This window comes from Microbulbifer sp. TB1203 (assembly GCF_030997045.1).
Lineage (GTDB): Bacteria > Pseudomonadota > Gammaproteobacteria > Pseudomonadales > Cellvibrionaceae > Microbulbifer.
This window is the reverse complement of the sequence record NZ_CP116899.1, coordinates 2,101,831-2,124,135: the sequence shown is the minus strand read 5'-3', so window position 1 is coordinate 2,124,135 and position 22,305 is coordinate 2,101,831. Positions and strand designations below refer to the sequence as shown.

Genomic DNA, 22,305 nt, shown 5'->3' with positions numbered 1-22,305 from the left:
TGAGAGCGACGGAGCTTGTTCCTACAGGATGCGGCTGCGGCGTTCCTCGCCCAGTCGCAGAACCTCGAGCCTTCCCCCTTGCAGCCGCAACTCTGTCACCGATGCGTAGTCCGGCCGGAACTGCTGTATGCGCCGGTCGCCCCGTATATGCGCCACGATTGAATTGATCACCATAAAGTGGCAGAAGATCGCCGTGTCCCGTTCCAGTTGTAGAAGATACCGCGCGATTCCCCGGCGCCAGTCCACCTGCTGCCTGTCCCCGTCGTCCCAGTTGCTGTCGAGCAGGCGGCGGATCCAGTCTCTGCGCTCGCTGGTGGGCAGCCCCTCGGGGGAGGGAATTTCAGTCACTGCCTGCTCGATGGTCACCGAGCGCTGCCAGAGTTGGGCCAGCGGTTGGGCCGTCTGTTGGGTGCGGGCCTTGGGGCTACTGGCCAGCGCAATGGGAGTCGTCCGGGTAAAGTGTTGCGCCAGTCGACGCGCCTGTTGCCATCCCCGTTCGGTGAGATCGGGATCGACGGATTCCGGCGTTTTTGCCGCCTCGCCATGGCGTATCAGCAATATTTTTGTCATGGATGCTCAGAGGTAACTGCCCAATGTACTGTCCGGTATATCCTGCCACAGAGAGGAGAGCTGCGCTGTATCGAAGGCGCGGTCTTCCGGGTGTTCGCCAAAGCGGCGGCTGTCTCCGTTGGCGAAAGTAGGCCAGTCGCTCTCCGGGTCGCCGCACTCGGCAAAATTCAGCCATGCCTCGCGCACAGTGTGGCTGAGCTTGTGTGGCTCGGTCTCACCGCCATAGAGGGATTGCAGCGAGGTTTCGCCGTGGGTGCCGAATACATATCCCAGTTCCACGGCGTGGCAGGCGCCCAGTAGCGGTTGCGCCGCCAGCGGCTGGGCGAAGTGGTAGTGAAAGCGGTTTCCGCCGTGGGCCTGCAGCAGGCGCAGGCCGGGCAGGGTGAACACCATATCGGTGAGCAACAGGTTCCAGGTGCGGCTCCACTCAGGCCAGGGATTGCCGGCCAGGGATCTGGCCAGCTTGTGGTAGTGCCCCAGCAGCGGGTCGAGGTGGTGCCGTGGCAACAGCCATTCCAGGCGCGCGCGTATCTGTTCGCCATCCAGGGTAAAGGTTTCCGGCGCTACGGCGCTGAACAGGTTCCACTCATCCAGGTTGCTGCCCAGCAACAGCGATACCTCCGCGCCGCTGCCGCCCCGCAGCGCAGTCATGGGTTCAGTGTGCAGCAGTTCGCCGTCCAGCACCGGCTTGAACGGCAGCTGGCCCCATTTCTGCTCCAGGCGCGGATCCGACAGTATTGCCTGCTGGGCACGCAGCAGCGTGCGGGTGTCCGCGCGATGCGGCGATTCGCCGAGATGTTCGACAAATGCCTGTGCCAGGCTGTTGGCCCTGTTGCGGGAGTGCAACGCACAGGGGTTGCCACTCTGCACTATGGCCCTGCGGAACAGGCCGCGGCAGCGGGGCGAAGTCAGCAGGGTGGCGATACTCATGGCGCCGGCGGATTCACCGAACAGGGTGATATTGTCCGGGTCGCCGCCGAAGGCGGAAATATTTTTCCGAACCCACTCCAGCGCCGCCACCTGATCCAGCAGGCCTTCATTGCCGCTGGAGGGGATATCGCTGATATCCGTGAGGCGCAGAAACCCCAGTGCGCCCAGACGGTAATTGAAGGTCACCACTACAGCGCGACCACTGGCAGCAAGATAGCAGCCGTTGTACACCTCCTGGGAACCGGAGCCGATATAGAAGGAGCCGCCGTGTATCCAGAGCATCACCGGTAGTTTTTTATCGCGCCGGCCCGCCGGGGTGTAGATGTTCAGGTAGAGGCAGTCCTCGCTGTCCGTCGTCTCTCCGTTGGGGCCGCGAACCTCGATCAGCCCGGAGGGATTCTGTGCCGCCGGCATACCGAAGGCGGTAGCGCGCAGCGGGGACTGCCAGGGCGGCAGCGATTGTGGCGGCCGCCAGCGCAGCTCGCCGGTGGGTGGCGCGGCATAGGGAATGCCGAGGAAACAGTGAACACCTGTCTTTCCATCCACCGCACCGATCAGGGGGCCGGCGGGTGCGTCCAGTATCTGAGTCTCCTCTCGCAGGTTGCGATGAATTTCATGGCGAATATTGGCGTCGCTGGTCATGGGCCGGTCCCTGCTCCTGTTCCTTCCTGGACAATTTCAGTATAGCTGGCATGTTTTTTTATCTACTCTCCGCGGCCGGAGGAAAAATATTGAAAGTTCCACTTGCAAACATTCGGCGCTCAGATAGTATTAACGTCATAGTGTCAAGTAGCGACAGTTTCCGATGAACACGCAATCTCTCCATTACCTACCGCGCCTGCGCTCCGCCCTGCAGCATTTGCTGCCGGCCGCTGTGCGCCCGTGGTGTGGAGTCTGTGTTCGCAAAACCCGCTCCATGTATAAGCGCCCGGTGACCGCAGTGATCACCTAGCACACCCGACAGAGCTTCAGGCGATGGAAGGTGTAAAAGCCTTCCTCCCAAGAGAAAACCCGGAAGGCTTACCTTCCGGGTTTTTTTTTCGCCGGAGAATGGCTTTTGATTGAGCGATCAACGTGATGCGAAGCCCCCGGCAGCAGGATCGCCCAGTCGCTTGATTCACAGCCGGGGGCGGCCCTGCTACCGGGTGCTACCTTGCGAGACACGCCGTAAATACATCCCTGTAGGCTTGTCTGCGAGGTCCCTCTCGCAGACAGTCTCGCAAGGTAGCACCCGGTACCAGGGCCTTCGCATCACGATCAGTGCTTAAGTGAGCAGTATTACTCGGTAGCAGGACTGTTTAGGGCTTCAATTAGGCCGCTGAACAGGTTCTAGAAAAGAAGTCCAAGGAGTAGAAAGATGGATAGGCAGTGGTGGCAGCGCCTGCACGGTTTTCCGCCGTTGGTTTGGATTGTTTTGGTCGGCAGTTTCTTCGGCCGCGGAACCTATTTTATGGTGTGGCCGTTTCTGGCCATTCTGCTGTATGAGAAATTCCAGCTGGGAGCCGCGGAGATCGGGCTGATTCTCAGCGCCTCCGCGGTGGGTGCGGCTCTGCTGGGCTTCTATGTGGGGGCGCTGTCCGACCGCTACGGCCGGCGCAATGTATTGCTGGCGGGCACCGCGATCAATTTCCTCGCCTTTGCCCTGTTGGCGGTGGCCCAGGCACTGCCGGCTTTTATTCTGGCAATGACTTTCTGCTCCATTGGCCGCGCCGTTTGGGAGCCGCCGGCCAGTGCACTGATCGGTGACCTGGTTCGGGACAAGCAGAGCCGCGAGCTGGCGCTGCAATTCCGCTATTTCCTGATCAACGTGGGCGCGGCCCTGGGGCCGATTATCGGTGTCTGGGCCGGGCTCAGTGCCCAGCAGTCCACCTTCGGGCTCACCGCGCTCAGCTACCTGTTATTGAGCCTGGCGTTTTTGTGGGGATTTGCCCGCACGGAAACCGGACGTATGGCGCACAGACGGCGGGATATGAGCGCGAATTTCCGCGGTACGCTTGCGGTGCTGAGAAAGGATCATGTATTTCTGGTGGTGATTGTTGCCAATGTGCTGACGCTGTTTATTTATGCGCATATGGATTCCAGCCTGGTGCAGTACCTGACCCGGGCGCAGGCGCCGAACCTGGTTCAGCTGATTTCCAGCATGATCCTGGTGAATGCGCTCACCATCGTGCTGTTACAGTTTCCGCTGCTGCAGTTGATGCGCAATATAGAGATAAAAGGGCGGATTGTGATCGGGCTGGGCGTGCTGGCCGCCGGGCAAGTGTGGTTTGCACTCAATCCCGTGCACTGGTTTGCCGGGTGGATGGGAGCCACTTTTGTGGTGAGCCTGGCGGAGGCGGTGCTGTTCCCCACCATGAGTGTGCAGATAGACCGCCTTGCGCCGGACCACCTGCGCGGCAGCTACTTCGGGGCCTCGTCCTTTTACTCCCTGGGCTGGTCTGCGGCGCCGCTGGTGGGCGGTATAGTGATCGAGTGGTGGAGCGGGCCGGCGCTCTACTGGTTGATGTTCGGCCTTTGTGGCCTGGTCTTTCTGCTCTACCGCCTGACTGAGCGCCTCTCCAGGCCGCGGTGGCACGATGTGGAGGATCAAGCGGAAATTGGTGAGGGTGTGGCCCAGCCTCAGTAAAGGAACCCTTGAAAGGAAGCTTTGAAAGGAACCCCTGTTCTTGGCCCCTCGCGGGGCCTTTTTTATGAAAGCGGTTCAGAGGTTCCTTAAATTTGAGTCAGCAGTTCCCGGCTGTGGCAGACCTGTGCGTACTCACCCTGTAGATTGCTGAGAAAAATTTCCTGTAACTGCTCTGCTTCGATCAGCGTGCCGTCGCGCAACGGCGTAGCAAAGGTGGCCGTGGTGTCTTCCGGCAAATAAATACGGTAGCCCAGTGCCGCTCCCACCTTGACGGTGGCGTCCACCGAGTGGTTGATTACCACACCAGTTACTACCAGTTCGCGCACTGCCAACTGTGTGAGGGTGTCGTGCAGCTCCGTGCCGATAAAGGCACAATTCTCCCGTTTTGTCACCATCACTTCGCCGGCTTCGGGTGCCACTTCCGGCTTGAATGCAAAGTACGGACTGTCGGCGTGGTAAGGGGATTCGGGAAAACGGGAGGAATGGCGGATATGAATAACCGGCCGGCTTTGTGCCCGCCAGTATCGCAGCAGTGCGGCGATATGCTCCTCCGCTTGAGGGTTGCTGCGCAGGTGAGGGGAGAAGTGATCGATGGCCAACTGTACATCGACCACCAGCAGTGCCGGGTTATCGGTTTGCAGCATTGCGACACTCTCCCCTGGTTTCCTTAGATTTCAGCGGCCAGCCGCGAGCCCTGGTCGATGGCCCGCTTGGCATCCAGTTCGGCAGCCTCGTCGGCGCCGCCGATCAGATGAACTTTGGTCTCTGTGTCCAGCAAGGCATTGTACAGCTCCCGCGACGGTTCCTGCCCGGCGCAGATCACAATGTTGTCCACTTCCAGCAGCTGCTGCTCATCGGCCACGCGGATATGCAGGCCTCGGTCGTCGATCTTCTCGTATTCAGCGCCGGGAATCATCTGTACCGCGCGGTGTTTCAGGCTGGTACGATGAATCCAACCGGTGGTCTTACCCAGGCCTGCGCCTACTTTGGAGGTCTTGCGCTGCAACAGAATCACCTGGCGCGGGGCGGTGACCGGTGCGGGCGCCTTGAGACCGGCGCGGTTTTCCAGGCGGATATCCACGCCCCATTCATCGAAAAACTCCTCTTTGTCGACGGCGATCAGCTCTTCGTCGTTGTTCCCCTCGTGCGTCAGATATTCCGCCACATCGAAGCCGATACCGCCGGCGCCGATAATCGCCACCTTTTCACCCACCGGCTTTTTGTGTTTCAGCACGTCCAGGTAACTGAGCACTTTTTCGTGCTCGATCCCGGGGATGGGCGGGGTGCGCGGAGCGATGCCGGTGGCGATAATCACTTCGTCAAATTCCTGCAGGTCCTCCGCGGTGGCCCGGCAGTTGAGCTTGACGGTTACTCCGGTGAGTTCCAGTTTGCGGTTGAAGTAGCGCAGGGTTTCCTGGAATTCCGCCTTGCCGGGAATCTGCTTGGCGATATTGAACTGGCCGCCGATTTTGTCTTCGGCCTCGAACAATGTGACCTTGTGCCCGCGTTCGGCGGCCACGGTTGCGGCGGCGAGGCCGGCGGGACCGGCGCCCACTACGGCAATCTTCTTCGGATGGGCGGGGGGCAGGTAATTCAGTTCGGTTTCGTGGCAGGCGCGCGGGTTGACCAGGCAGGAGGTGAGTTTCAATTCGAAGGTGTGGTCCAGGCAGGCCTGGTTGCAGCCGATGCAGGTGTTGATCTCGTCAGCGCGGTTTTCCGCCGCCTTGTTGACGAATTCCGCATCCGCCAGAAAGGGCCGCGCCATGGAAATCATGTCCGCGTGGCCGGCGGCCAGTACGGCTTCGGCGACTTGGGGCATATTGATGCGGTTGCTGGTAATTACCGGAATATTCAGGTGTTGCTTTACCTTGGCGGTGATTTCGCTAAAGGCGGCGCGGGGTACGCTGGTGGCGATGGTGGGAATGCGGGCCTCGTGCCAGCCGATACCGGTGTTGATGATGGTCGCGCCCGCTTTCTCGATGGCCTTGCCGAGGGTGACCACTTCCTCGAAGTTGCTGCCGCCCTCCACCAGGTCGAGCATGGACAGGCGGTAGATAATGATGAAGTCGCGCCCCAGCGCTTCCCGGATGCGGCGTACGATTTCGATCGGCAGACGGGTACGGTTTTCGAAGCTGCCGCCCCATTCGTCGGTGCGCTTATTGGTGCGCGAGACGATAAACTGATTAATGAAATAACCTTCCGATCCCATGATCTCCACGCCGTCATAGCCTGCCTCGCGGGCCAGGGTGGCGCAGCGCACATAGTCATCGATCTGGCCTTCGATTTCCCCACTGCTCAATTCGCGGGGCGTAAAGGGATTAATTGGTGCCTGGACCGCCGAGGGCGCCACCAGGTTGGGGTTGTAGGCATAGCGGCCGGCGTGGAGTATCTGCATGCAGATGGCACCGCCTTCGGCGTGTACCGCATCGGTGATTTCCCGGTGCTGTTGTGCCTCTTCGGTAGTGGTCATCTTGGCCGCGCCCATGGCCACGCAGCCCTCCTCGTTGGGGCCGATACCACCGGTCACAATCAGGCCCACGCCACCGCGCGCGCGTTCGGCATAGAAGGCCGCCAGCCGCGAAAAGCCGCCTGGGTGCTCCTCCAGGTTGGTGTGCATCGAGCCCATCAGTACCCGGTTTTTCAATGTGGTGAAACCCAGGTCCAGCGGGGCCAGCAGGTGGGGATAGGCGAGGGACATGGCGGTTCTCTCATTCTTTAGTCACGACCGGAAAGGTATATGCAACTCTTTGCATATTGATGTGGCGGAGAATAGCAGGGGGGAATAGTGAGGGGCAGTGACCGATCCGGCCGAAATCAGTGATCAATCTCCGGCCGTAGCGGTGCTTCATCACGGGACAAACAAATCCATCAACTGCCCCCGCAGCCACTTGTTCGCCGGGTCTTCATGCTGGTTCTTGTGCCACAGCAGGTGCCAGTCCATCTGCGGAATCTGAAACGGCAGCTCGAACAGCCGCGCCGGATACTGGTCGGTCAGGCTGGCCGGCACCGTGAGCGCCAGGTCGGTGCGCAGTACCACCAGCGGCGCCACCCGGTAGTGCTGTACCCGCAGTTTGATACTGCGGCGGCGCCCCAGCTTGTTCAGGGCGATATCCACCAGCCCCGGCCCGCTGCGGCGGCTGGAGACGTGGATATGCTCCAGTTGCAGGTATTGATCCAGGGTCAGGCTGGCCTGATCCGCGAGTGGGTGGCCGGCGCGCAGCATACACAGGTAGCGATCGTTGATCAGGCGCTGCTGGTGCAGCTGGGTGGCGGAGACCAAAGGGATATCCAGGCCGAAATCCAGGGTGTTGGCGGCCAGCTCCTTGACCAGCTGGTCCCGGGGCACGTAATAGGATTCCACCGCAATTCCCGGCGCCTGCTGCTGCAGCCGTTCCAGCAGTCGGGGCAGTAGCAGGGTTTCCGCCATGTCGTTCATGGACAGGCGCAACGTCTTTTCCTCGGTGGCCGGGTCGAACAGATGCTGTTCGCTCAGGCTGCCGCCGAGCAGCGCGAGGGCCTGCCGGACCCTGGGCATGATGCGCTCCGTCAGCGGCGTCGGCTGCATACCGGCGGGGGTACGGGTGAACAAAGGGTCATCCAGGGTGCGGCGCAGGCGCGCCAGGGCATTGCTGACCGCCGGCTGGGTGATATGCAACTGCTCCGCGGCGCGGGTCAGGTTGCGCTGGCTGTAGATGGCCTCCAACACCAGGAAGAGGTTCATATCCATCTGCTTCAGCTGCACAGTGGTCACCAATCATTAACGCTGTGAATGATTGGATATTCGCATAATAAACTTTGATGATTCAATGAGCGGCGGTAGGGTACGAGGCACTGAGTTAAGGACCCTGGCGGCCCTGCTACCGGGGGCTTTTTGCGGGACACGGGCTGGGCGCCCCCCCTTAATCCGTCCCTGGAGGCTTGTCCGCGAGGTCCCTCTCGCAGACAGTCCCGCAAAAAGCCCCCGGCATCAGGCCCTTCGCATCACGGTTATCGCTTGACTTAGTGCCATTGGGGTGAGGCAACTGAAGGGGGATCACAGTGGCTGAGTTCTATACCGTGCGCCATGGCCAGGCGTCTTTTGGTGCCGCCGACTACGACAAGTTGTCCGACCTCGGCTGGCGCCAGGCCCGCTGGCTGGGGGAGCACTGGCGCGATGGGGTGCGGTTCGATCGTATTCTCTGCGGCGATCTGCGGCGCCACCGGGAGACGGCACAGGGTATTTGCGAAGGAATGGATCTGGATGTGTCGCGGGTGGAGCTGGCGCCCCAGCTGAATGAATTCGATTTTCACAGTGTGACGCGCAGTTATGGCGAGCGCGATCCGCAGTCTGTGCCGGGCGAAGGCGCCGGCCCTTCCGATTATTACCGTTTTCTCAAGAAGGCGATGCTCGCCTGGGCCGAGGGGGAGATCAGCCCGGTGGAGAGCTGGCAGGCGTTCGAACAGCGCATCGGGGAAGCCTTGAAGTTGATTGGCGACTGCCCGCGGGGTGCGAAAACCCTCGTGGTCAGCTCCGGCGGCGCCATCGCAATGATGGTGCGCCAGGTGCTCGGCGCCCACGCCGAGACGGTGACCAAACTCAATATGCAGATCAAAAACACGGCAGTGAGCCATTTCTTTTGCGGTGCCGACAGTATCAGCCTGCACAGTTTCAACCATGTACCGCACCTGGAGCGCGAGGGGCGGCGGGAGTTTATTACCTACAGCTGAATAGCGCTGAGTTAAGCGATAACCGTGATGCGAAGGTCCCGCTCTCTTGACCTGGGCCATTTACCTGTAGCCAGCTGGAGTGGATAGCAATGGATTTCGAGTATTCCGACAAGACAAAGCAATTGCTGGAGCGCCTCAAGTGCTTTATGCATGACCATGTCTATCCGGCGGAAGCCATGTTTCATCGGCAGTTGCAGGAGGACCGCTGGGGCGAGCCGGCGATACTCGCGGAGCTGAAGATCAAAGCCAGGGAGGCGGGGCTGTGGAACCTGTTTCTGCCAGATTCGGACTCCGGCGCCGGGCTGAGCAACCTGGAGTACGCGCCATTGGCGGAAGAGATGGGTAGGGTGCTGTTCTCGTCGGAAGTATTCAACTGCAGCGCGCCGGACACCGGCAATATGGAAGTGCTCGCCCGGTACGGCAGTCCGCGGCAGCAGGAACAGTGGCTGAAACCGCTGCTCGCTGGAGAGATCCGTTCCGCCTTCGCCATGACCGAGCCGAAAGTCGCCTCCTCCGATGCCACCAATATAGAAACCTCTATTGTGCGCACCGGCGACGACTACGTGATCAACGGGCACAAATTCTATATCAGCGGCGCCCTCAACCGCCGCTGCAAAATACTGATCGTGATGGGCAAGACCGCCCCGGACAATCCCGATCGCCACCGGCAGCAGTCGCAGATACTGGTGCCGGTGGACACTCCCGGCGTCAATATTGTGCGCCCAATGACCGTGTTCGGTTACGACGATGCGCCGGAGGGCCACGCGGAAATTGTTTTCGATAATGTGCGTGTGCCGGCGGACAACCTGATCCTGGGGGAGGGGCGCGGTTTCGAAATTGCCCAGGGGCGCCTGGGCCCGGGACGCATTCATCACTGTATGCGCTTGGTGGGCCAGGCACAGCGGGCGCTGGAAATGATGTGCAGGCGCGCGGAGCAGCGGGTGGTGTTCGGCCGGCCGATGAGCAGGCAGGGTTCGGTGCGTGAGGATATTGCCAGATTCGCCTGTGAAATCGAACAGGCGCGCCTGCTTACCCTGAAGGCCGCGGACCGGATGGACCGATACGGCAACAAGGCAGCCAGGGACCTGATTTCGATGATCAAAATCGTCGCGCCGCAGATGGCCTGCAATGTGATCGACCGGGCGATACAGATCCACGGGGCCGCCGGGTTGAGCCAGGACTACAACCTGGCGCAGCACTACAGCTACGCGCGCACCATTCGCCTGGCGGACGGGCCGGACCAGGTGCATATGATGCAGCTCGGACGAAATCTGGCGGCGCGTTACGGTGCGAAAAGCGATTGAGGGGGAACTCCTATGGCAGAGGAAATCCAGTCCAAAAAGCATGCGGTTGACCACTTGCCTCTGGAGCGGCTGGAAAAATACCTGGCTGCTTGTATCGACGGTTTTCGTGGCCCGCTCGAAGTCAATAAATTTTCCGGCGGTCAATCCAATCCCACTTTCAAGTTACAGGCGGTATCCGGCACTTATGTGCTGCGTCGACAGCCGCCCGGGAAGTTGCTGAAGTCCGCCCACGCGGTGGACCGCGAATTTCGCGTAATGCGGGCACTGGCCGGCACCGATGTACCGGTGCCGAGGGTGTTGCACCTGTGTGAGGATCGGGAGCTGATCGGCTCCCTGTTCTATGTGATGGAGTACTGCGAGGGACGCATCTTCTGGAACGCCGCGCTGCCGGATGTGGACGGGGCGGAGCGCAGCGCGATTTACGAGGAGATGAACCGCGTGCTGGCAGCGCTGCACAGTGTGGATGTGGAAACTGTGGGCCTTTCCGATTACGGGCGCCCGGGCAATTATTTCCAGCGCCAGTTCGAGCGCTGGAGTGGACAGTACCGCGCCTCCGAAACCGAAAAAATTGCGGCCATGGACGAACTGATCGGCTGGCTGTCGGGCGCGCTACCAGAAGACGACGGCCGCGTGGCGCTGGTGCACGGCGATTATCGCCTGGACAACATCATATTTGCCCCCGCCGAACCGCGCGCTATCGCCGTACTCGATTGGGAGCTCTCCACGCTCGGCCACCCTTTCGCCGATCTGGCCTACCAGTGTATGCAACTGCGCATGCCCGCCGATGGCGACAGGATCTCCGGACTGATGGGAGTGGACCGCCATGGGTTGGGAATTCCCACTGAAGCCGAATATGTGGCCCGCTATTGCGAGCGAATGGGCATCGGGAAAATCGACAATTGGGCCTTTTACCTGGCGTTCAGCTTCTTCCGCCTGGCGGCTATTATCCAGGGCGTGGCCAAGCGGGCCCGGGATGGTACTGCGTCGAATAAAAATGCCGCGCGGTTGGGGGCGCTGGTGGAGCCAGTGGCTCGTATGGCACTGAATATGATCGAGAAAGAGTACTGAACCTGTTTCGTAGGATGGGCAAAGCGCAGCGTGCCCATCGATATCCCGTGATGGGCACGCTGCGCTTTGCCCATCCTACAGATAAGAAAGAATTCTGAGAAAATTTATGCCGACCAATCTATTTGACCTGAAAGGAAAAGTCGCCCTGGTAACTGGTGCCAGCCGCGGTATCGGCGAGGCCATCGCCAGGCTGCTGGCGGAACAGGGCGCCCATGTTCTGGTGTCCAGCCGCAAGATCGAAGGCTGCCGCTCGGTGGCGGAATCCATAGTGGAGGCCGGCGGCAGCGCCGAGGCGCTGCCCTGCCATATCGGCGATATCGAGGAGATCGGGCGGGTGTTTGCGGATATTCGCGAAAGACACGGCCGGCTGGATATCCTGGTCAACAACGCGGCGACCAATCCCTATTTCGGCCATATTCTCGATACCGACCTGGGAGCTTTCCAGAAAACCGTGGACGTCAATATTCGCGGCTATTTCTTTATGTCGGTGGAGGCGGGCAGGATGATGCGCGAGCAGGGCGGTGGCTGCATCGTCAACACGGCCTCCATCAATGCCCTGCAGCCGGGCGCCGGCCAGGGAATCTACTCGATTACCAAGGCGGCGGTGGTCAATATGACCAAGGCCTTTGCCAAGGAATGTGCCCAGTACAATATCCGTGTGAACGCGCTGCTGCCGGGGCTGACCAAAACCCGGTTCGCCGGTGCGTTGTTCTCCCATGAGGAAATTTACAATACCGCCATCGGCCATATTCCCCTGCACCGCCATGCGGAACCGGAGGAGATGGCGGGCACTGTGCTCTACCTGGTGTCCGACGCTTCCAGCTATACCACCGGCGAGTGTGTGGTGGTGGACGGCGGACTGACAGCTTGCGGAGGAATCTGATATGTCCAGGGATCCATTGCTGGATTTTACCGGCAGAGTGGCGCTGATCACCGGAGCGGCCAGCGGCTTCGGCTCGTTGCTGGCTAGAGAGCTGGGCCGTCGCGGGGCGCGCCTGGTGCTGGGGGATATCGACGAAGCCGGCCTGGCGCAGACCGCGGATAAATTGGGTGGTGCGGGAATCGAACTGCATGCACAGCGCTGCGACGTGTCCTCAGAGGAGGACTGTGCGGCACTGGTAGGGCTGGCCGGGGAGCGCTTCGGGCGCCTGGATATCGCAGTCAACAATGCCGGTATCGCCCCGCCTCTGGCGTTTCTGGACGATGCGGATGAAGAGATGCTGGACCGCCAGCACAGTGTGAATGTAAAGGGGGTTTTCTTCGGCCTCAAGCATCAATTGAAAGCCATGAAGCCGCAGGGCTCCGGTATTATTCTGAATGTCAGTTCCCTGGCCGGCCTCGGCGGCGCGCCGAAGGCCGGTGTTTACTCCGCGGCCAAACACGCGGTGATCGGGCTGACCCGCACCGCGGCGGTGGAGAATGCCAGGTACAATATCCGCGTCAACGCCATCTGCCCGTTTTTCACCCTGACGCCGATGGTCACCGGAATAGAACCCCCTCCGGGTGTGAGCGGCGAGGAGTTGCGGGCTTCGATGGCGAGCGGCTGCCCCATGAAACGCCTGGCGGAGCCCGAGGAGGTGGTCAATGCCATGGTGATGCTCTGCTCGCCTTCGCTCAGCTACGTCACCGGTCAGGCGCTGGCGGTGGACGGAGGTGTTTCCGCTTTTTAAGGCGCGGCCTTCTGCGAAGATTCAGTAGCGCCATATGGAGAAAAAATAATGTCGACGCTGATTCCGCGAGAAAAAATCCGAGACTATATTGGGTACACCACTCAACCCACCGACTGGTTGCTGATCGACCAGCAGCGCGTCGACGCCTTTGCCGAATGCACCCTGGACCGCCAGTTTATCCACGTGGACCCGCAAGCGGCGAAAATGACACCTTTCGGCGGTACCATTGCCCATGGATTTCTCACCCTCTCGCTGCTTTCGTATTTTGCCGGACAACTGCAGGTGGAAATCGAGAATATGCAGATGGGTGTGAACTACGGTCTGGACAAGGTGCGTTTTATCACTCCGGTCAAGGTCGATAGCAGGGTACGGGTGCGCGCAAAAGTACTCGATATCCTGGAGAAAAACCCCGGCCAGTACCAGCTCAAGCTGGAGGTCACTATGGAGATCGACGGCGGAGATAAGCCGGCACTGGTGGCCGAGTGGTTGTTTATGCAATTCGTATAGGAATTACCGCCGTCAGGGAGTGGGAAGCAGGCGGCAGTGGCTGCGGGCCGCTGCTTCCAGGTCCCGGGGGAGTTTTTCCAGGGCGGAGCTGCGCTGTTGGCGTCGCCACTGGTTGCACAGGTTGACGTAGTTGCCCGCTTTCACCTCGCTGCGCAGGGCATACCAGGAATCGGTTTTCTCCAGCAAGCGGTCGCTGCTCCGTCTCCACCGGGCCATGTGATCGCTCTGGGTATCCACCGCGTGTCCATCGGGGGTGAGGGCGCCGAGGTATTGGGCCGGGTGTGCCAACAGCACGACCACAGCCAGTGCGGCGCAACCGCTGGCGGTCCTGGATAACCAGCGATGGTCTTTTTTCAGCGGTTTGTACCGGCGGGCGTGCTGCAGGATTTTTTCATCCAGGCAATCCGGGGAGATCATCTCCGCCACTGCGTCCCGGTAGTGATTTTCCCACGCGCTCATACTGCCACCTCTTTCGTCCGCCAGGGTTGTCTTCGCGATCCATTCAGGAGCGTTTGGAGTCTATCTCCGCCGTTGCGATAGTATTCCCGGCACTTTTTCAGGGAAATTCTTTCGATGTCTGCGATAGTGGCCAGTGGCAGCCGGCACTCCATATGCAGCAGTAAAATATTGCGCTCGATTCTCGGCAGGTTTTGCAGCGCGGAGAGCAGTTTGCTGCCCGGCAGGGGTGCTTCCGCAACCGTATCCTGGTTTTGCTCCGTGGCGTTATGCAACAGTTTGTTTACATGAATAAACAACCAGCTGCGCAGCAGCCGCCCGTACAGTTGCGGTGGGCGTTCCAGAATATTTCTCCAGAGCTCCTCCAGCACACTGCCGGCGGCGGCGAGATTCATCTGGCTGCAATAGCGATAGAGACTGTCTTTGTGGCGCGCGTAGAGCAGGCGGAAGGCGCGGATATTGCGCGTGGAGTGGTAGTAGTCGAGCAGTGCTTCATCGCTCAGCTGTTGGAAATGATTCCAGAACACTCAGTCGCGCCTCCTGCGCCGGTTGAGATCCGCTACCTCCTGTGCGATCCGCTCCGGGATTCCTCTGCACCGGGGGTCTTCTCCGCAGGCTCTTTTCCGGAACGGCTTTTTTTCCAGCGTCCCAGAAACAGTGCAGCCAAGCCAAGTAATATTTCGTCGACAAATGGCACCAGATCGGGAATCAATAAATCCACCAGAAAAATGACACTGATCCATTTGAACAGCTGCGGGTGCTCCAGGGTTCTGGCGTAGTTCAGAAACCAGCCGACCAGGGCGCTGGGGAGCACTCTCTTCATCGAACAGATCCTTAGCGGGTGCTTTGGTGAGTATAGTTCCGGGGATTTGGAGCCCGGGTTTGCGAAGTGTGCGGCGGCGCCAGATTTGCAGTGGAATGGGTGCCGATTCAGGCGGACAGGCGCTCCGCACCGGGCAGCGGCAGGGGTAACTGCTCCGGGCCAAACTCGGCGCGCAAATCCCTGAGTTTCACTCCGACCCCCAGCAGGCGGATGGGTTCCGCGCGCTTGTCCCAGCACTGTTGCAACAGATGTTTGAATTCAGTGATACGGCAGGACTGGCTCGCCCGCTCCTGGGTCATAAGGGAGAAGTCGCCGTATTTCACCTTTACCGCGGCGCCGCTGATCCGGTAGCGGTCGTCGAGATTTTCCAGCCGCTCCAGCAGGCGAATATACAGTTGGGTGAGTTGCTCCTGCCAGTCGGGCAGCGCCACGAGATCCTCGTTGAAAGTGTGTTCCACACTGACGCTCTTGCGTGAGCTGTCGCTGTCCACCGGGCGCTCGTCGATGCCGCGGCATAGCTCGTAGAGCCGGCGGCCGAATTTGCCGTAGGACTGAACCAGCTCGATCAGCGAGTAGTTGCGCAGATCGGCACAGGTGCGGATGCCCTGGCGGTGCATCTTCTCCGCGGTCACCCGGCCTACGCCGTGGATCTTGTGCACCGGAAGGCGCAGTACGAACTCGTCCACGGCCTCCGGCACGATAACCGTGAGGCCGTCCGGTTTGCGCCAGTCGCTGGCGATCTTGGCCAGGAATTTGTTCGGTGCCACCCCGGCGGAGATGGTGATCCCCAGCCCCTCGCGTACCCGCCGGCGTATCTCCTCGGCGATCAGGGTGGCACTGCCGCGGCAGTGCCCGCTGTCGCTGACGTCCAGGAACGCCTCATCCAGGGACAAAGGTTCTATGATATCGCTGTATTCCAGGAAAATATCCCGGATCTGGCCGCTGACCTCCCGATATTTTTTCATGTTGCCGGGTACTACAATCAGATCAGGGCAGAGCTTCTTCGCCTGGGCGCTGGGCATGGCCGAGCGCACGCCAAAGCTGCGCGCCTCGTAGTTGCAAGTGGAGATGACCCCGCGTTTGTCACTGGCGCCACCCACTGCCAGCGGCCGGCCGCGCAGATTCGGATCGTCGCGCATTTCGACCGATGCGTAGAAGCAGTCGCAGTCGCAGTGGATGATTTTTCGCATGCTGGGATTATATACAGTATTTCAGCCGGGCGGGAAGTGAGTAAGTTTGAGACCGAAGTGAATTGGATGAAGGCAGGTGAACCATGAGCCGTATCCCTCTGGTAAAGGACCCCGAAGATGAAGAGATTCAGGAAATCTTCGCGGAGATAGAGGATGAACTGGGCTCGGTGCCGGATTTGTTCCGGGCCTATGCTCACCACCCAGCCTTGCTGAAGGCGAACTGGGACAAATTCAAGGCACTGATGTTGCACGGTTGCCTGTCGGCGCAGCTGAAAGAGGGGATCGCCCTGGTGGTCTCCGCCGACAATCGCTGCGACTACTCTATCTACTTCCACAGCACCACCCTGCAGGAACTGGGTGTGGATCCGAAGGAGGTGTTGCGCATTCGCTCCTACCCCGAGCACGTGCACTATCCTCCCGGGGAACACGAACTCTTCGACCTCGCACGCCACGCCAATATCGCCCCCTACGACCACGGCGAGCGGCTGCTGGACGCGGCGCGGGACGTGGGGGTGAGCAACGAGGAAATAGTGGAGGCCCTGGGGGTGATGGAGATGACCGCGGGCTTTAACCGCTTTGCGGATATGCTGGGGCTTGAGCACGAGTAGTAGCGTTGGCCCACTGGGCAGGGCGACACCGGCAAAGCGCAGCCGTTTTTTAGTCCCCTTTGATACCAGGCGTGGCGTTAGGGATACCGCAGTACTATTGCGCCTCCGCCAGCAACTCGGACAGGGTCACGAAGCGGAATCCTCTCTGCCGCAGATTCCCGATCACTACCGGCAGGGCCTGCTGCACCGTTTCCCGGTACCCGTTCATAGGATGCAGCAGGATGATGGAACCGGGGCGCACCTGCTCGAGAATAGCGCTGCTGATTTCTTCCGGCCGCCGCATGGGGCCGTCGAAAGTTTCCGGGGCGATATCCCAGGTGACCGTAGTGATACGGTTATCGGCGAGATAGCGGGGCAGGTTGAACAATTTCTTGCCATAGGGTGGTCGGAAGAGGATCTCACCCCGATAGCCCGTCTGCCGGATCAGCGCCTCGGTTGTTTCCAGTTCCTCGGCTACCCGTCGGTAATCGAAAAAGACCATCCGGGAGTGGCTGTAGGAGTGATTGCCCAACTGATGCCCGGCTTCGGCGATCATTTTTGCCTGTTGCGGATTGCGCTCCAGGGACTTGCCCACCAAAAAGAAGCTGGCTTTTACCCCCTGCGCGTCCAGCAACCGCAGCAGCTCTTCGGTGGCGCCGGGCTTTGGGCCGTCGTCGAAGGTGAGGGCGACAACTTTTTCCCGCGTATCCACCCGGTGGACGATCTCGCCGAAGGCCTGCCAGGTGACGCTTTTGCTGATCAGATAGAGAGCGACGGCTAGCGCTGATGACAGTATCAGGGCCAGTCCCAGCCATTTGGCCGCCCTGTCGAATCCCAATGTGTTCACAGTTGCTCCTTGCTTTCTATCCCACCGCCGGCGATTGCGGTGGGAATGATTTTCATTTTGCTTTGGTTCTTGTTGGGCCAAAATGAAAAAAAGCCGTCGGTGACGGCTTTTCAGTGATCGGTTCAGCGCTCCAGCTGGTCCAGTTTGCCCTTTTTGCCATCCCACTCCGCGGCGTCCGGGAGCGGGTCTTTCTTCTCGGTGATATTGGGCCAGATCTCCGACAGCTCCGCATTCAGTTCGATAAACTCCTGCTGGTCCTCCGGCACCTCGTCCTCGGAGAAGATGGCGTTGGCGGGGCACTCGGGCTCGCAGAGGGCGCAGTCGATACACTCGTCCGGATGGATCACCAGGAAGTTGGGGCCTTCATAGAAACAGTCCACCGGGCAAACTTCCACACAGTCGGTGTATTTGCACTTGATGCAGTTTTCCCCAATTACGAATGTCATGCTTGTCCCTCGATAATGCCCTGAGTCAATGGAGCAGCGGATTTTAGCAATTACTGGCGCGAAATGTAGAGGCTTTTGAGTCCGATTGGTTGGGTGCTTATAACTGCCGGGACTCGGGACTCGGGACTCGGGACTCGGGACTCGGGACTCGCGTAGGGTGCGCCGTGCGCACCGCCCAACTGTGCCGGTGCGCACGGCGCACCCTACGGAGCCTTGTAGGAGCGGCGGGGCGGCCATGGGCGGATGGCCGCCCCGCCGCTCCTACAGGAGTTTGCGCAGCGCGTAGAGCTTCTCCAGCGCCTGGCGCGGGGTCAGGTCGTCCGGGTCCAGTTCCTCCAGGGCTTCCACCGCCGGATGGGTGGGGGCGCCGAACAGGTCCACCTGCTGGGGTGAACCGGGCCCGGGTGCCGGTTGCGGTACCTTTCCCCGGGTCCCGCTTGCTGTTTCCCGAGTCCCGTTTTCCAACGCCTCCAGCCGGTGCTTCGCCTCCACCAGCACATCCCCGGGAATCCCCGCCAGCTTCGCCACCTGCAGGCCGTAACTCTTCGACGCAGGGCCCTCCTGGATACGGTGCAGAAACACGATACCGTCGCCGTGCTCAGTGGCGTCCAGGTGGATATTGGCCGCCTCCGGGCACTGCTCCGGCAGTGCGGTGAGCTCGAAGTAGTGGGTGGCGAACAGGGTAAAGGCGCGCACCTGATCCGCCAGGTAGTGAGCGCAGGCCCAGGCCAGGGACAGGCCGTCGTAGGTGCTGGTGCCACGGCCGATTTCGTCCATCAGCACCAAACTGTTCTCGCTGGCGTTGCGCAATATGTTTGCCGTCTCGGTCATCTCCACCATAAAGGTGGAGCGGCCGCCGGCCAGGTCGTCGGCGCTGCCGATACGGGTGAAAATGCGGTCCAGCAGGCCGATGCGTGCGGAGTCCGCCGGCACATAACTGCCGATATGGGCGAGCAGGGCGATCAGCGCGGTCTGGCGCATATAGGTGGACTTACCGCCCATATTGGGGCCGGTGATCACCAGCATGCGGCGGTCGTCGCGCAGCTCGATATCGTTGGCGACGAAGGGCTCGTCCAGCACCTGCTCCACCACCGGGTGGCGGCCGGCGGCGATGGCCAGCCCGGGCTCCGCACGCAGTTCCGGGCAGCACAGGCGCAGGTTGTCGGCGCGTTCGGCGAGGCAGGCGAGCACGTCGAGTTGGGACACCGCGGCGGCGGCGCCCTGCAGTTCCGCCAGGGACTGGTTGAGTTGGGTGATCAGCTCCTCGTACAGGGCCTTCTCTCGCGCCAGGGCCCGGCTCTTGGCGGAAAGGGCCTTGTCCTCGAACTCCTTCAGCTCCGGGGTGATAAAGCGCTCGGCATTCTTCAGGGTCTGGCGGCGGATGTAGTCGGCGGGGGCCTTGTCGCTCTGGCCGCGGCTGATCTCGATAAAGTAGCCGTGCACCCGGTTGTAGCCCACCTTGAGGGTGGGGATGCCGGTGCGCTCCTTTTCCCGGACCTCCAACTGCACCAAATAGTCGCCGGCGTTTTCGCTGATGGAGCGCAGTTCGTCCAGCTCACTGTCGTAGCCATCGGCGATCACACCGCCGTCCCGGATCACCACCGGCGGGTTTTCCACCAGGGCGTGGTCAAGCAGTTCCACCGTCTCCGGCCACTCGCCGATCTCCCGCGCCAGCTCCGCGAGCAGGGGGGCATTGGTTTCCGCCAACTGGCGCTGGATCTCCGGGAACTGCGCCAGGGACAGTCCCAGCCGCGCCAGGTCCCGCGGCCGTGCGGAGCGCAGGGCCAGGCGGCCGAGGATGCGCTCCATATCGCCGACGGGCTTCAGTGCCTCCCGCAGCGGTTCGAAGCGGTAGTCGTCGATCAGTGCGGCGATGGCGCCCTGGCGGTTCTGCAGGGTCTGCAGCCGGCGCAGCGGGTTGTTCAGCCAGCGGCGCAGCAGGCGGCTGCCCATGGCGGTCTTGCAGCTGTCGAACACCGATAGCAGGGTGTTTTCATCACCGCCACCCAGGTTCAGGTCGATCTCCAGGTTGCGCCGGGAGGCACCGTCCAGGGCCACGGTATCGTCGCTGCTTTCGGTCTGCAGGCTGCGGATATGGGGCAGTTCCGTGCGCTGGGTGTCGCGGGCGTACTGCAGCAGGCAGCCCGCGGCGGCCACCGCCGCATGCATATGGCTGCAGCCGAAGGCTTCTAAATTGAGGGTGCCGAACTGCTGGTTCAGCAGGCGCAGGGCGGTTTCCAGTTCGAACTCCCACGGGGCGCGCCGGCGCAGGCCGGGACGCTTTTCTATTTCCGCAGGCAGCGCCAGGCCTTCGGCCGCCAGCAGTTCCGCCGGACCGTGGCGCTGCACCTGTTCCGCCAGCGCCTCCAGGCTGTCCACCTCCTGCACCGCGAAGCGCCCGGTGGCCAGGTCCAGCAGAGCCAGGCCGAACTTGTCGGCCAGCTGTGCCACCGCCGCCAGCAGGTTGTCCCGGCGCTCATTGAGCAGAGCCTCGTCGGTCACCGTGCCGGGGGTGACGATGCGCACCACCTTGCGTTCCACCGGGCCCTTGCTGGTGGCCGGATCGCCGATCTGCTCGCAAATGGCCACCGACACCCCGGCCTTGATCAGCCGCGCAAGGTAGCCCTCCGCCGCGTGGTAGGGCACCCCGGCCATGGGAATGGGATCGCCCCCGGACTTGCCGCGAGCGGTGAGGGTCACATCCAGCAGCTCCGCGGCTCGCTTGGCGTCGTCGTAAAAGAGTTCATAGAAGTCGCCCATGCGGTAGAACACCAGCTCCTGGGGGTGCTGGGCCTTGATCTTGAGGTACTGCTGCATCATGGGGGTGTGCTGAATGGTCGCGGTCTGCGGCATGGAAGGGCTGCTTCTTCTTGTTCAGGTTGTGGATGGAAGGGGCGCTATTGTAGCGGGTCGGGCTGTCGATTAAACCGGGTTTGAGTGGTGACGCTGGCGTCTGGTTGTTCCTGTACTTAGAGATTGAAGCTTTTCGGTTTGACCATCTTGTTGGAAACCGGCCAAAATAAGGCCATGGGTAGAGCTTGAACCTGTAAAAAATCTATTAAAATCAATTCATTATGATATTTTTGAACTGGCCATAAATCCGGCCATTTTGCCTATGGTTACCAGTATCTTAGATATAGCGCCATTTATTCCCAGCGACAGAGCTCTGGCGGATTCATCGCTGCCGGACAAAGCCATGGCTCTGGTCGCCGCCTCTGCAAAGCTAGCGGGCCATCTCGCCCCCGTCAGCAGGGTTGTGCTGCAGGCCCATATGGCTGTGATCAATTCCTACTATTCCAACCTGATCGAGGGCAACCGAACTCAGCCTGCGGAAATACGCGCGGCCCAGCGTGGTGACTTTTCGGCCGATCCCGTCAAGCGGGATCTGCAACTCGAGTCTGTGGCACATATTGCCGTTCAGGAGTGGTTGTCTGAACAGAGGCTTGACGCGAGTACACTCTATTCTTCGGATTTCATTCGCGCCCTGCACCGGCAATTCTACATTGGAGTGCCGGACAGTTTGCGCCGGATCAGCAATCGCTCGGGAGATCTGATTGGTGAAGTGGTTCCGGGTGAATGGAGGGACATGGACGTAACGGTAGGGCGACACGTCCCTCCATCCCCCGAAGATCTGGATAGCCTTGTGCGCGGGTTTTGCGAGACCTATTCGCCGCTGCGGTATCGGGGCGACAAAAAAGTGATCGCGGCTATGTGCGCCCATCACCGTTTTGCCTGGATTCATCCCTTTCTCGATGGCAACGGCCGGGTTGCACGTCTGTTTACCGACGAGGCCCTGCGGCTGGCAGGACTGGAGAGCGTGGGCGTCTGGTGCCTGAGCCGGGGGCTCGCGCGCGCGTCGGATCGTTACAAGGGATTGCTGGCCCGCGCGGATTTCCCGCGACAGGGAAACCACGACGGGCGCGGTGCCCTGAGTGAAACGGCACTGCTGGAATTCTGTGAATTTATGCTGGATACAGCGCTGGACCAGGTGAACTACATCGGAGAGCTGTTGAAACTGGAGGGTCTGCGTGAGCGGATAAAAAGCTACGTTCAGGCGCGCAATGATGGACGGGTTGTGGGATACGGTGAGCTGAAACCCGCGGCCGCCAATATTCTGTTGCAAGCATTTGTCGAGGGAGAGCTGGCTCGCGCTTTGGTCATAGAGATGGCCGGCGGTTCGGAACGCAGCGCCCGCCGTCTGATTTCCCAAATGAAAAGTGATGGCCTGCTTACTGAAACCAGTAATCGTTCGCCATTGCGGTGGGCGATACCCGAGCACGCGGAACCCTGGTATTTTCCGCAGTTGGCTCCGATTGCCCCGGCCTCGTAGGAGCCGGTCCACGCTGTGATGAACTGTGATAAGGTTCGCGCTAACAAAATGAACATGGTCCGATCGGAATTGGACTCCGCCCCCTTCTTGTCTGGAAGGGTGGGCAGGATGGTTTGAGAACGGATAACAAAAGCAAGTAATCCAGCCTTTTCAAACTGGGGCGATCCCGACGTATGCGGATTGTACTCGGGACCTGTGGCGAAGAGATGTGTTATTGACCTTCCCGCCTGGACCTCTATTTCCC

Annotated in this window: 21 protein-coding genes; 9 read left to right on the top strand and 12 right to left on the bottom strand. The window is 60.7% G+C overall.

From position 1 onward, the window contains the following. Window positions 1-21: 21 nt before the first annotated feature. Together PP263_RS08990 and PP263_RS08985 are read right to left on the bottom strand one after the other, a co-directional pair. Window positions 22-570 (bottom strand): histidine phosphatase family protein, encoded by a 549-nt coding sequence (locus tag PP263_RS08990; protein WP_308368066.1) that lies wholly within the window; start codon window positions 568-570, stop codon window positions 22-24. 6 nt (window positions 571-576) lie between these two features. Next, window positions 577-2,142 carry a carboxylesterase family protein gene (locus PP263_RS08985; protein WP_308368065.1) on the bottom strand — a complete coding sequence of 522 codons (1,566 nt, stop codon included), beginning with the start codon at window positions 2,140-2,142 and terminating at the stop codon, window positions 577-579. Between the two features lie 715 nt (window positions 2,143-2,857). On the opposite strand from PP263_RS08985, the gene PP263_RS08980 reads away from it, so the two are divergent. Further along, entirely contained in the window at window positions 2,858-4,126 is a 1,269-nt protein-coding gene (locus PP263_RS08980; protein ID WP_308368064.1) for an MFS transporter, read from the top strand. Between the two features lie 86 nt (window positions 4,127-4,212). On the opposite strand, the gene PP263_RS08975 is transcribed toward PP263_RS08980, so the two are convergent. The 3 genes from PP263_RS08975 to PP263_RS08965 all read right to left on the bottom strand — a co-directional run bounded on the left by PP263_RS08975 (window position 4,213) and on the right by PP263_RS08965 (window position 7,868). Beyond that, window positions 4,213-4,770: an isochorismatase family protein gene (locus PP263_RS08975; RefSeq protein WP_308368063.1), complete on the bottom strand. Its 558-nt coding sequence runs from the start codon at window positions 4,768-4,770 to the stop codon at window positions 4,213-4,215. 23 nt (window positions 4,771-4,793) lie between these two features. Next, window positions 4,794-6,824: an NADPH-dependent 2,4-dienoyl-CoA reductase gene (locus tag PP263_RS08970; protein ID WP_308368062.1), complete on the bottom strand. Its 2,031-nt coding sequence runs from the start codon at window positions 6,822-6,824 to the stop codon at window positions 4,794-4,796. Between the two features lie 150 nt (window positions 6,825-6,974). Continuing rightward, a complete protein-coding gene (locus tag PP263_RS08965) occupies window positions 6,975-7,868 on the bottom strand; it encodes a LysR family transcriptional regulator (protein WP_308368061.1) in 894 nt (297 codons plus the stop codon). A gap of 296 nt (window positions 7,869-8,164) precedes the next feature. Between PP263_RS08965 and PP263_RS08960 the strand changes: the two genes are divergently transcribed. The 6 genes from PP263_RS08960 to PP263_RS08935 all read left to right on the top strand — a co-directional run bounded on the left by PP263_RS08960 (window position 8,165) and on the right by PP263_RS08935 (window position 13,382). Next, window positions 8,165-8,833, top strand: coding sequence for a histidine phosphatase family protein (locus PP263_RS08960; RefSeq protein ID WP_308368060.1), 669 nt, complete (start codon window positions 8,165-8,167; stop codon window positions 8,831-8,833). A gap of 89 nt (window positions 8,834-8,922) precedes the next feature. After that, complete coding sequence (locus PP263_RS08955) at window positions 8,923-10,137, top strand: acyl-CoA dehydrogenase family protein (protein ID WP_308368059.1); 1,215 nt, start codon at window positions 8,923-8,925, stop codon at window positions 10,135-10,137. 12 nt (window positions 10,138-10,149) lie between these two features. Next, window positions 10,150-11,205, top strand: coding sequence for a phosphotransferase (locus PP263_RS08950; protein WP_308368058.1), 1,056 nt, complete (start codon window positions 10,150-10,152; stop codon window positions 11,203-11,205). Between the two features lie 106 nt (window positions 11,206-11,311). Further along, window positions 11,312-12,088 (top strand): SDR family oxidoreductase, encoded by a 777-nt coding sequence (locus tag PP263_RS08945; protein ID WP_308368057.1) that lies wholly within the window; start codon window positions 11,312-11,314, stop codon window positions 12,086-12,088. A 1-nt stretch (window position 12,089) separates the two neighbouring features. After that, the gene (locus PP263_RS08940; RefSeq protein WP_308368055.1) at window positions 12,090-12,875 is read left to right on the top strand and encodes an SDR family oxidoreductase; all 786 of its coding nucleotides are present in this window, start codon (window positions 12,090-12,092) and stop codon (window positions 12,873-12,875) included. A 48-nt stretch (window positions 12,876-12,923) separates the two neighbouring features. Then, on the top strand, window positions 12,924-13,382 hold the full coding sequence (locus PP263_RS08935; RefSeq protein ID WP_308368053.1) for a MaoC family dehydratase: 459 nt from the start codon (window positions 12,924-12,926) through the stop codon (window positions 13,380-13,382). 12 nt (window positions 13,383-13,394) lie between these two features. On the opposite strand, the gene PP263_RS08930 is transcribed toward PP263_RS08935, so the two are convergent. The 4 genes from PP263_RS08930 to dinB form a co-directional block, all read right to left on the bottom strand. After that, the gene (locus PP263_RS08930) at window positions 13,395-13,841 is read right to left on the bottom strand and encodes a hypothetical protein (RefSeq protein WP_308368052.1); all 447 of its coding nucleotides are present in this window, start codon (window positions 13,839-13,841) and stop codon (window positions 13,395-13,397) included. Further along, window positions 13,838-14,365 carry a hypothetical protein gene (locus PP263_RS08925; RefSeq protein WP_308368051.1) on the bottom strand — a complete coding sequence of 176 codons (528 nt, stop codon included), beginning with the start codon at window positions 14,363-14,365 and terminating at the stop codon, window positions 13,838-13,840. Before PP263_RS08925 ends, PP263_RS08930 begins: the two co-directional genes overlap by 4 nt. 32 nt (window positions 14,366-14,397) lie before the next feature. Beyond that, on the bottom strand, window positions 14,398-14,661 hold the full coding sequence (locus tag PP263_RS08920) for a DUF6116 family protein (protein ID WP_308368050.1): 264 nt from the start codon (window positions 14,659-14,661) through the stop codon (window positions 14,398-14,400). A 107-nt stretch (window positions 14,662-14,768) separates the two neighbouring features. Then, complete coding sequence (gene dinB / locus PP263_RS08915; RefSeq protein ID WP_308368049.1) at window positions 14,769-15,851, bottom strand: DNA polymerase IV; 1,083 nt, start codon at window positions 15,849-15,851, stop codon at window positions 14,769-14,771. A gap of 83 nt (window positions 15,852-15,934) precedes the next feature. On the opposite strand from dinB, the gene PP263_RS08910 reads away from it, so the two are divergent. Further along, window positions 15,935-16,459 carry a peroxidase-related enzyme gene (locus PP263_RS08910; protein ID WP_308368048.1) on the top strand — a complete coding sequence of 175 codons (525 nt, stop codon included), beginning with the start codon at window positions 15,935-15,937 and terminating at the stop codon, window positions 16,457-16,459. A 94-nt stretch (window positions 16,460-16,553) separates the two neighbouring features. On the opposite strand, the gene PP263_RS08905 is transcribed toward PP263_RS08910, so the two are convergent. The 3 genes from PP263_RS08905 to mutS form a co-directional block, all read right to left on the bottom strand. After that, entirely contained in the window at window positions 16,554-17,285 is a 732-nt protein-coding gene (locus tag PP263_RS08905) for a polysaccharide deacetylase family protein (protein WP_308368047.1), read from the bottom strand. A 122-nt stretch (window positions 17,286-17,407) separates the two neighbouring features. After that, complete coding sequence (gene fdxA, locus PP263_RS08900) at window positions 17,408-17,731, bottom strand: ferredoxin FdxA (RefSeq protein ID WP_308368046.1); 324 nt, start codon at window positions 17,729-17,731, stop codon at window positions 17,408-17,410. A 261-nt stretch (window positions 17,732-17,992) separates the two neighbouring features. Next, window positions 17,993-20,584 carry a DNA mismatch repair protein MutS gene (gene mutS, locus PP263_RS08895; protein ID WP_308368045.1) on the bottom strand — a complete coding sequence of 864 codons (2,592 nt, stop codon included), beginning with the start codon at window positions 20,582-20,584 and terminating at the stop codon, window positions 17,993-17,995. 343 nt (window positions 20,585-20,927) lie between these two features. On the opposite strand from mutS, the gene PP263_RS08890 reads away from it, so the two are divergent. After that, window positions 20,928-22,061 carry a Fic family protein gene (locus PP263_RS08890; protein ID WP_308368043.1) on the top strand — a complete coding sequence of 378 codons (1,134 nt, stop codon included), beginning with the start codon at window positions 20,928-20,930 and terminating at the stop codon, window positions 22,059-22,061. Window positions 22,062-22,305: the final 244 nt, after the last annotated feature.

What these genes read in the sequence shown, in the direction of transcription:
- PP263_RS08935 (WP_308368053.1), top strand. Translation starts at nt 12,924, where the DNA reads ATGTCGACGCTGATTCCGCGAGAAAAAATCCGAGACTATATTGGGTAC.
- mutS (WP_308368045.1), bottom strand. Translation starts at nt 20,584, where the DNA reads ATGCCGCAGACCGCGACCATTCAGCACACCCCCATGATGCAGCAGTAC.
- PP263_RS08920 (WP_308368050.1), bottom strand. Translation starts at nt 14,661, where the DNA reads ATGAAGAGAGTGCTCCCCAGCGCCCTGGTCGGCTGGTTTCTGAACTAC.
- PP263_RS08950 (WP_308368058.1), top strand. Translation starts at nt 10,150, where the DNA reads ATGGCAGAGGAAATCCAGTCCAAAAAGCATGCGGTTGACCACTTGCCT.
- PP263_RS08975 (WP_308368063.1), bottom strand. Translation starts at nt 4,770, where the DNA reads ATGCTGCAAACCGATAACCCGGCACTGCTGGTGGTCGATGTACAGTTG.
- PP263_RS08985 (WP_308368065.1), bottom strand. Translation starts at nt 2,142, where the DNA reads ATGACCAGCGACGCCAATATTCGCCATGAAATTCATCGCAACCTGCGA.
- PP263_RS08930 (WP_308368052.1), bottom strand. Translation starts at nt 13,841, where the DNA reads ATGAGCGCGTGGGAAAATCACTACCGGGACGCAGTGGCGGAGATGATC.
- PP263_RS08980 (WP_308368064.1), top strand. Translation starts at nt 2,858, where the DNA reads ATGGATAGGCAGTGGTGGCAGCGCCTGCACGGTTTTCCGCCGTTGGTT.
- PP263_RS08945 (WP_308368057.1), top strand. Translation starts at nt 11,312, where the DNA reads ATGCCGACCAATCTATTTGACCTGAAAGGAAAAGTCGCCCTGGTAACT.
- PP263_RS08940 (WP_308368055.1), top strand. Translation starts at nt 12,090, where the DNA reads ATGTCCAGGGATCCATTGCTGGATTTTACCGGCAGAGTGGCGCTGATC.
- fdxA (WP_308368046.1), bottom strand. Translation starts at nt 17,731, where the DNA reads ATGACATTCGTAATTGGGGAAAACTGCATCAAGTGCAAATACACCGAC.
- PP263_RS08955 (WP_308368059.1), top strand. Translation starts at nt 8,923, where the DNA reads ATGGATTTCGAGTATTCCGACAAGACAAAGCAATTGCTGGAGCGCCTC.
- PP263_RS08910 (WP_308368048.1), top strand. Translation starts at nt 15,935, where the DNA reads ATGAGCCGTATCCCTCTGGTAAAGGACCCCGAAGATGAAGAGATTCAG.
- dinB (WP_308368049.1), bottom strand. Translation starts at nt 15,851, where the DNA reads ATGCGAAAAATCATCCACTGCGACTGCGACTGCTTCTACGCATCGGTC.
- PP263_RS08970 (WP_308368062.1), bottom strand. Translation starts at nt 6,824, where the DNA reads ATGTCCCTCGCCTATCCCCACCTGCTGGCCCCGCTGGACCTGGGTTTC.
- PP263_RS08890 (WP_308368043.1), top strand. Translation starts at nt 20,928, where the DNA reads ATGGCTCTGGTCGCCGCCTCTGCAAAGCTAGCGGGCCATCTCGCCCCC.
- PP263_RS08990 (WP_308368066.1), bottom strand. Translation starts at nt 570, where the DNA reads ATGACAAAAATATTGCTGATACGCCATGGCGAGGCGGCAAAAACGCCG.